This is a genomic window from Streptomyces sp. TM32 (genome assembly GCF_004122755.1).
GTDB lineage: Bacteria > Actinomycetota > Actinomycetes > Streptomycetales > Streptomycetaceae > Streptomyces > Streptomyces sioyaensis.
The window spans coordinates 1-7,872 of the sequence record NZ_SDIG01000236.1 but is presented as its reverse complement, the minus strand read 5'-3'; the positions used below and the strand labels follow the sequence as shown (position 1 = coordinate 7,872).

General features: G+C 71.0%; 8 protein-coding genes. 4 read left to right on the top strand and 4 right to left on the bottom strand.

Annotated elements, in window-relative coordinates; genetic code table 11:
• Window positions 1-257: 257 nt before the first annotated feature.
• A complete protein-coding gene (greA, locus tag EST92_RS29865; protein WP_006603480.1) occupies window positions 258-755 on the top strand; it encodes a transcription elongation factor GreA in 498 nt (165 codons plus the stop codon).
• A gap of 120 nt (window positions 756-875) precedes the next feature.
• Here greA and EST92_RS29860 read toward each other — a convergent pair whose 3' ends face one another.
• From EST92_RS29860 to ilvA, 3 genes are all read right to left on the bottom strand, one after another.
• Complete coding sequence (locus EST92_RS29860; RefSeq protein ID WP_129283813.1) at window positions 876-1,754, bottom strand: ABC transporter permease; 879 nt, start codon at window positions 1,752-1,754, stop codon at window positions 876-878.
• A complete protein-coding gene (locus tag EST92_RS29855) occupies window positions 1,751-2,851 on the bottom strand; it encodes an ATP-binding cassette domain-containing protein (protein WP_129283812.1) in 1,101 nt (366 codons plus the stop codon). Before EST92_RS29855 ends, EST92_RS29860 begins: the two co-directional genes overlap by 4 nt.
• A gap of 566 nt (window positions 2,852-3,417) precedes the next feature.
• The gene (gene ilvA, locus EST92_RS29850) at window positions 3,418-4,581 is read right to left on the bottom strand and encodes a threonine ammonia-lyase (RefSeq protein WP_254069139.1); all 1,164 of its coding nucleotides are present in this window, start codon (window positions 4,579-4,581) and stop codon (window positions 3,418-3,420) included.
• Window positions 4,582-4,938: 357 nt separating this feature from the next.
• Between ilvA and EST92_RS29845 the strand changes: the two genes are divergently transcribed.
• The 3 genes from EST92_RS29845 (at window position 4,939) to EST92_RS32735 (ending at window position 6,505) form a co-directional block, all read left to right on the top strand.
• Window positions 4,939-5,439, top strand: a complete 501-nt coding sequence (locus EST92_RS29845) for a MarR family transcriptional regulator (RefSeq protein ID WP_129283811.1) — start codon at window positions 4,939-4,941, stop codon at window positions 5,437-5,439.
• 254 nt (window positions 5,440-5,693) lie between these two features.
• A complete protein-coding gene (locus tag EST92_RS29840; RefSeq protein ID WP_129283810.1) occupies window positions 5,694-6,179 on the top strand; it encodes a sigma factor-like helix-turn-helix DNA-binding protein in 486 nt (161 codons plus the stop codon).
• Window positions 6,176-6,505, top strand: coding sequence for a hypothetical protein (locus EST92_RS32735; protein ID WP_343283819.1), 330 nt, complete (start codon window positions 6,176-6,178; stop codon window positions 6,503-6,505). Before EST92_RS29840 ends, EST92_RS32735 begins: the two co-directional genes overlap by 4 nt.
• A gap of 23 nt (window positions 6,506-6,528) precedes the next feature.
• Here the strand turns inward: EST92_RS32735 and EST92_RS29830 are convergent, their stop codons facing one another.
• Entirely contained in the window at window positions 6,529-7,680 is a 1,152-nt protein-coding gene (locus EST92_RS29830; RefSeq protein WP_129283809.1) for a cystathionine gamma-synthase, read from the bottom strand.
• Between the last annotated feature and the right edge of the window lie 192 nt (window positions 7,681-7,872).

Genomic DNA, 7,872 nt, shown 5'->3' with positions numbered 1-7,872 from the left:
CACCCCCCGTCTCACAGTCCTCGGCACACTGCAACCGCACCCGCTGCCCCACCCCCGTCGACCGCCCTCCCGCTCACCGGCGAGGCGTGTCGGAACCGCCTCTGATCAGGCAGGATGCGTTGCTGGGCGGCCACTGTGAAATTCCTCTTCCCCGTTTTGTGCCGTAATTGTTAGGCTCGTGGTTTCGCCCACCTGTGAAGGCGCAAACCTTCCTGGTAGGGCGTTTGATTTATCCCCAGTACCGACGAGGAGCACCTGTGACCCAGACCAGCGAGAACGTCACCTGGCTTACCCAGGAGGCGTATGACCAGCTCAAGGCCGAGCTGGAGCACCTGTCTGGTCCCGCACGCGCCGAGATCACCGAAAAGATCGCGGCGGCCCGCGAGGAAGGTGACCTGAAGGAGAACGCCGGGTACCACGCGGCCAAGGAAGAGCAGGGCAAGCAAGAGCTTCGCGTCCGCCAGCTCACCCAGCTGCTGCAGACCGCGAAGGTCGGCGAGGCCCCCGCCGCGACCGGCGTCGTCGCTCCCGGCATGGTCGTCACCATCGCGTTCGACGGGGACCCGGACGACACGCTGTCGTTCCTTCTGGCCTCCCGGGAGTACGCGAGCTCGGACATCGAGACCTACTCCCCCCAGTCCCCTCTGGGTACCGGCGTGAACGGCAAGAAGGTCGGCGCCCAGGCGGAGTACGAGCTCCCCAACGGCAAGAAGGCGGCCGTGAAGATCCTCGACGCCAAGCCGTACTCCGGCTGAGGCCGGAGGCGCCCCACAGACGGTGAAGCGGCCCGGAGCGTGATGCTCCGGGCCGCTTCGCCGTGCCGTGCGCCATGACCGGGTGCGCCGCCGTCGTGTGCGCCGTGCCGTGCGCCGTGATCAGGCCGTGGCCGACCGGTACTTGCGGACGGCCAGTGTCCGGAAGACCGCGATGATCAGTACGGACCAGATCAGCGAGGCCAGCACCGGGTGGTCCATCGGCCAGGCTCCGGTCACCGACGCGGGCTCCCGGCTGCTGGTATTGCCGAACAGCAGCCGCGCCGCGGCCACCGTCGCACTGAACGGGTTCCATTCGGCGACATGCTGCAGGAACACCGGCATGCCGTTGACCGGGACGAACGCATTCGAGATGAAGGTCAGCGGGAAGAGCCAGATCAGCCCGCCCGACGTGGCCGCCTCCGGCGTCCGTACCGTCAGGCCGATGAGCGCGCCGATCCAGGAGAAGGCGTACCCGAGCAGGAGCAGCAGGGCGAAGCCGGCCAGCACGTCGAGGATGTTCTCGTGGGTGCGCCAGCCGATCAGCAGCGCGACGACCGCCACCACCACCAACGTCAGAGCGGTCTGTACGAGGTCGGCGAGGGTACGGCCGGTGAGCACCGCCCCGCGGGACATCGGCAGCGATCGGAACCGGTCGATGAGCCCCTTGTGCATGTCGTCGGCGATCCCGGCGCCGGCCCCCGCCGTGGCGAAGGTGACGGTCTGCGCGAAGATCCCGGCCATCAGGAACTCGCGATAGGCCTGGGCATCGCCCACCGGGGCGCCGGGGACGTTGATGGAGCCGCCGAAGACGTACGTGAACAGCACCACGAACATGATCGGCTGGATGAGCCCGAAGATCACGACTTCGGGTATGCGCAGCATCCGGATCAGATTGCGCTGGGCCACGACCAGGGAGTCGCGGATGGACCGGCTCACGCCACCGCGTGGCCGCACGGTCCGGACCGGGGCGCCCCCGGCCGCTTCGGTCACCGTGGTCACTTCACGCCCTCCCTGTCGCTCGTCACGCCCGCCTCCACGCCGGCCGTCCCGGCGCCCTTCCTGCCCCGCTTCTGCCGTCCGACGGCGCCCCCGCCCGCATCGTTCCGGCCCGCGCTCCCGTCGGTGCGCCCGTCACCCGCGCCGTCGCCTTCCCCGTCCTCGACGTGGTGCCCGGTCAGCGAGAGGAACACGTCGTCGAGGGTCGGGCGGCGCAGCCCGATGTCGTCGATCTCCACGCCGCGCAGGTCGAGTTCGCGGATGACCTCGGCGAGCAGCTTGGCGCCGCCCGTCACCGGGACCGTGAGCTTGCGGATGTGGGGGTCGACCGTGCCCTCGCCCTTGCCGAAGCCGCGCAGGACCTCGTCGGCGACGGTGAGGTGTGCGGAATCATGCACCACGACCTCGACGCGCTCGCCGCCGGTGCGCGCCTTGAGCTGGTCGGCGGTACCGCGGGCGATGACCTTGCCGTGGTCGACGACGCAGATGTCGTGCGCCAGCCGGTCGGCCTCCTCCAGGTACTGGGTGGTGAGCAGCAGGGTCGTGCCGCCCGCGACCAGTTCCTGGATGACGTCCCACAACTCCTGGCGGTTGCGCGGGTCCAGGCCCGTGGTCGGCTCGTCCATGAACATCACGGGCGGGCTGACGACCAGCGCGGCGGCCAGGTCGAGCCGGCGGCGCATCCCGCCGGAGTAGGTCTTGGCGGTGCGGTCGGCGGCGTCGCCGAGGTGAAAGCGTTCCAGCAGTTCGGCGGCTCGCCGCTTCGCCGCACGGCCGCTCATCTGGTAGAGCCGGCCGACCATCGTCAGGTTCTCGCGCCCGGTCAAATACTCGTCCACGGCGGCGAATTGGCCGGAGAGACCGATGGACCGCCGCACCTTGTCCGGGTGGGCGAGGACATCGATGCCGGCAACCACCGCCTTGCCGCGGTCGGGCTGGAGCAGGGTCGTCAGGACCCGTACGGCGGTGGTCTTCCCGGCCCCGTTCGGGCCGAGCAGTCCGAGGACTGTTCCTTCGGGAACGTCGAGGTCGACGCCGTCCAGTGCCCTCACGGCGCCGAAGGACTTCACCAGACCTTCGGCGTATATGGCGCCTGGCATAGGGGTACTCCCATGGCTTGGGTTAGTTCCAGGTCGAATATTACGGTTGGCGGCTTATGCCTGCTTCATGGCATTTGTCCACGACGGACACCACGACGCACCGGCATGCCCCGCACTCGCGATAGATGCTACGCCCAAACGCGATACATCGCGATACACATTTCGGCTTTCACGCCCCGAGGGGACCGCACCGGAGGGGCACCGGGCCCGGAAGGCGGCAGGAGCCCGGGGAAGGGGGCGGATGGAGGAACGAGGCGCAGCAGGCCCGGACGCCGAAGAGGCCGGGGTGGTGGGGGTGTCGGAGGACGGAAGCCCGGGCGATCGGAGAGACCGCGGCGCCCCGACCCCTGCCCCCAAGTGGCCGATAAAGGCCGATAAGGCTGATAAAGGCCGACGGGAACGGGGGTTTCGTCCATGCGTGAGGGGCGTCACGCTATACCCGTGACGCCCCTGTCTCACCCCAATTACGCCCGTACTTGCGCCCGCACGTGCCCCTTCACCACCAGGAGCGGTAATGCGCCCCCTGCCGCGCCGGAGCCGGGAGCCATAGGGGGCCGGGCCCGGGCTCACTCCGCGACGACGTACCCCGCCTCGCGCAGCGCCGTGCGCACCTCGTCGCAGTGCGCCGGACCCTTGGTCTCCAGATGCAGTTCCACCTCGACCTCGGTCAGCCCGAGCTGTGGATCCGTCCGCACGTGCCCGATGTCGAGGACGTTCGCATCGACCACCGACAGCACCCCGAGCAGCGTCGCCAGCGCACCCGGCCGGTCGGTGAGCCGCAGCCGCAGCGAGAGATAGCGCCCGCCGGCGGCCATGCCGTGCCGCAGGATGCGCTGCATCAACAGCGGATCCACATTGCCGCCGGACAGCACCGCGACCACCGGCCCCTCGAAGGACTCCGGGTCGGCGAGCAGCGCGGCCACCGGGCTCGCCCCGGCCGGCTCCACCACCAGCTTCGCCCGCTCCAGGCACAGCAGCAGCGCGCTGGAGAGCTGGTCCTCGGTGACCGTACGGACCTCGTCCACCAGTTCCTCGACCATCCCGAACGTCACCTCACCGGGGCGGCCCACCTTGATGCCGTCCGCCATGGTCGACAGCCCCTCGATCGCCACCGGCCGGCCGGCCGCCAGCGAGGGCGGATAGCAGGCCGCGCCCGCCGCCTGCACCCCGACGATCTTCACGTCCGGCCGCAGCGCCTTGACCGCGAGCGCCATCCCCGCGATCAGACCGCCGCCGCCGACCCCGACGACGATCGTCCGTACCTCCGGGCACTGTTCGAGGATCTCCAGGCCGACGGTGCCCTGACCGGCGATGATGTCGGGGTGATCGAAGGGGTGGATGAAGACCGCGCCGCTCTCTTGCGCGTACTCCTGCGCGGCGGCCAGCGTCTCGTCCACCACCTGGCCGTGCAGCCGCACCTCGGCGCCGTATTCGCGGGTCGCGGCGACCTTCGGCAGCGGGGCGCCGACGGGCATGAACACCGTCGAGCGCACCCCCAGCAGGGACGCCGCGAGCGCCACGCCCTGGGCGTGGTTGCCGGCGCTCGCGGCCACCACACCGGCCGCCCGCTGCTGCGCGGTGAGCCCGGCGATCCGGACATAGGCGCCACGGATCTTGAACGAGCCGGTGCGCTGGAGGTTCTCGCACTTGAGGTGGACGGGCGCGCCCACCAGCCCGGTCAGATAGCGGCTGCCCTCCATCGCGGTGGCCCGGGAGACACCGGAGAGCATCTTGTCCGCCTTGCGTACGTCATCAACCGTAATGGCGGGAAGTCGACCCCCGGCCACCGGAACCCCCGCGACCGGACCCTCGACGGCCGGACCCTCGGCACCGGGGGCGGCAGAGGACTCGTGTGACGTGCGCGGCGTGTGAGCGGCCATGCCGCCAGTCTTGCAGTGTGTCCACCTGAGGGCCTTTTCTGTCCGGCTGTCAGGACGGCACGGACGGCTGTGCGGCCCCGGGCACCGGACAGCCGCCCAGGGGTTACGGGGCGTTATCGGAATGGACAGCCCCGGTACGCTCCGCGCCGGGTCCGCGTACGCTGTCCTCCCATCCGTACGCACATCCATCGAAGCGAGCTCCCGGCCATGCCCACCTCTTCGGACATGACGACCCAAACCGACTCCGCTCTCCTGGACGCCCTCCAGCACCAAGTGGCCGTCTTCGCCCGCCGTGCAGAACAGAGCCGGCTCGGCGGCGTCGGGCAGGCGCGCAACTCCATGGACCGCGCCGCCTATCTGCTGCTCAACCGCCTGGATCAGGAAGGCCCGATGGGCGTCAAGGCCCTGGCGGCCGGCATGGGCATCGACTCCTCGACGGTCACCCGGCAGGTCGCCCCGCTGGTCGACTCCGGGCTGGTCAGCCGCGCCACCCACCCCGAGGACGGCCGGGCCGTCGTCCTCCAGCTGTCCGAGCGCGGCCAGGCCCGCCTGGACGAGGTGCGCACCTCGCGCCGTGCACTGATGGCCCTGGTGACGGAGCAGTGGTCCGAGACGGAGCGCGAGGAGTTCACCACGCTCCTGACGCGCTTCAACGCCTCCCTCGCCGACCTCACCGCGTCATTGGCACCGGCCGGCCCCACGTCCTGACGGCGTCCTGCCTCACGTCCTGACGGCGTCCTGCCCGACAGCCTGACCGGCGTCCGGCACCCCGCGTTCGCCGTCCGACGCGTCACCCGCCCGGCGCCCGCCCGGCGCCCGCCCGGCGCCCCTGGACGCCGCCTCGACGCCCTCCTGGGCCCCCGTTACCGTGACCGACCGCGGGCGTCACGCCTCTTGACCGGGTGGCCGCACTGCCGTGCTATAGGAGCCGAGGGTCGGGTGTCCGTCATCCGGGAGGCGTGGTGCGAGAGCGGCGACCGGCGCAGGAGCGCCGCCGCGCCCGGGAGTTCGAGTCGTTCGTGGCGGGCGCCGGGGGCCGGCTGCTGTACGCCGCCACCCTGCTGACCGGCGAGCCCGCCGCCCGTCCCGCCCCGGCCGCCGAGGAGTTGCTGCTCTGCGCCCTGTCGCGGACCTACGCCGCCTGGGACCGGCTGCGCGGCGACGATCCGTACGAGCGCACCCGCCGCGAGATGGCCACCCGCTTCACGCACACCGCGCGCAGGCACCGCCGGCCGCGCGGCGGTCTGCTGGACCGGCTGTCCCCGCAGGAGCGCCTGGTCCTCGTCCTGCGGCTGTACGAGGACGTGGCCGAGGAGCAGACCGCGGCCCAACTCGGCCTGCCCACCGAGCGGGTGCACGCCCTGTGCCTGCGGGCCGTCGCGGACCTGCGCAGCCGCCGGCGCCCCGAACCGCCGCCCGCCCCGGCACCGGAACCGTCGGCCCCATGAGCCTCCCGGATCCGCCCGACCGTCCCGGCCTCCCCGAGAGCCCGGGCACCCCCTGGGTCGCCGGCCTCCCCGATGTCCCCGGCCTGCCCGACCGCAAGGAGGCCGAGGTGCGGCGGATGCTGGCCGGGCCGTATCCGCTCGTACCGCCCGATCTGGCGGCCCGCGCGGCCGACCGCGGCCGCCGGCTGCTGGCCCACCGCACCCTGCTGCACCGCTTCGGCTGGCTGCTCGCCCTGCTCGCACTGGCGGCGCTGTGGTGGCTGGTCATGGACCGGCCCTGGCTGCCCCCGCCGGCCCACACCACCCCTCCGGTGGAGGGGTGGTGAACGGCGCCAGGGACGAGGGGCCGTCAGCCCAACGCCTGCGTGAGGTCGGCCAGCAGGTCGTCGACGGACTCGATGCCGACCGAGAGGCGCACCAGGTCGGCCGGGACCTCCAGCAGCGAACCGGCCGTCGAGGCGTGCGTCATCAGACCCGGGTGCTCGATCAGCGACTCGACACCGCCCAACGACTCCCCGAGCGTGAACAGCTTGGCCCGGTTGCAGACCTCCACCGCGGCCTGCTCGCCGCCCGCGACCCGGAACGACACCATGCCGCCGAAGGACCGCATCTGCTTGGTGGCGATCTCGTGGCCCGGGTGCTCGGCCAGCCCCGGGTAGTAGACCTGGGTCACCTTGTTGTGCGAGGTCAGCAGGTCCGCGATGCGTGCCGCGTTGGCGCTGTGCCGGTCCATACGGACGGCGAGCGTCTTGATGCCGCGCATCACCAGCCAGGCGTCGAAGGGGCCGGCGACCGCGCCCATCGCGTTCTGGTGGTAGGCGAGTTCCTCACCGAGCGCATCGTCGTTGACGACGAGGGCGCCGCCGACCACGTCCGAATGTCCGCCCATGTACTTGGTCGTGGAGTAGACGACCACGTCCGCGCCGAGGGCCAGCGGCTGCTGGAGGTACGGGCTGGCGAAGGTGTTGTCGACGACGAGCTTGACGTCGGCTTCCTGGGCGACGCCCGCCAGCGCCGAGATGTCGCTGATGCCGAGCAGCGGGTTGCTGGGCGTCTCCACCCAGATCGCCTTCGTACGGGGCCGCAGGGCGTCGCGTACGGCCTGCGGGTCGGAGGTGTCGGCGACCGACCACTCCACGCCCCACCGCTCGACGACCTTGGAGATGAGGCGGAACGTTCCGCCGTAGGCGTCGTTCGGGATGACGACATGGTCGCCGGGGACCAGCAGGGTCCGCAGCAGGCAGTCCTCCGCGGCGAGGCCGGAGGCGAAGGCGAGGCCGCGACGGCCGCCGTCCAGGGCCGCGAGGTTCTCCTCCAAGGCGGTACGGGTCGGATTGGCGCTGCGGCTGTACTCGTAGCCGCCGCGCAGCCCGCCCACCCCGTCCTGCTTGTAGGTGGACACCTGGTAGATGGGCGGTACCACCGCGCCGGTGGCCTCGTCAGGCTCTTGACCTGCGTGGATGGCAACGGTTTCAAAATGCTGTGGGTGTTGTTCGCTCATGCTGCCGAGCGTAGTCGGCCGGACGACCGAACTTTTCGGAACTTTCTGGTTGGCTGGATAGTGGATACCTACGAAAGGACCCGCACACCAGTTCCCGCCCCTTCCTGCCGGATACCGCCCCCCCCACAGCATTTTGAAACCGTTGCCATCCACGCAGGTCAAGAGCCTGACGAGGCCACCGGCGCGGTGGTA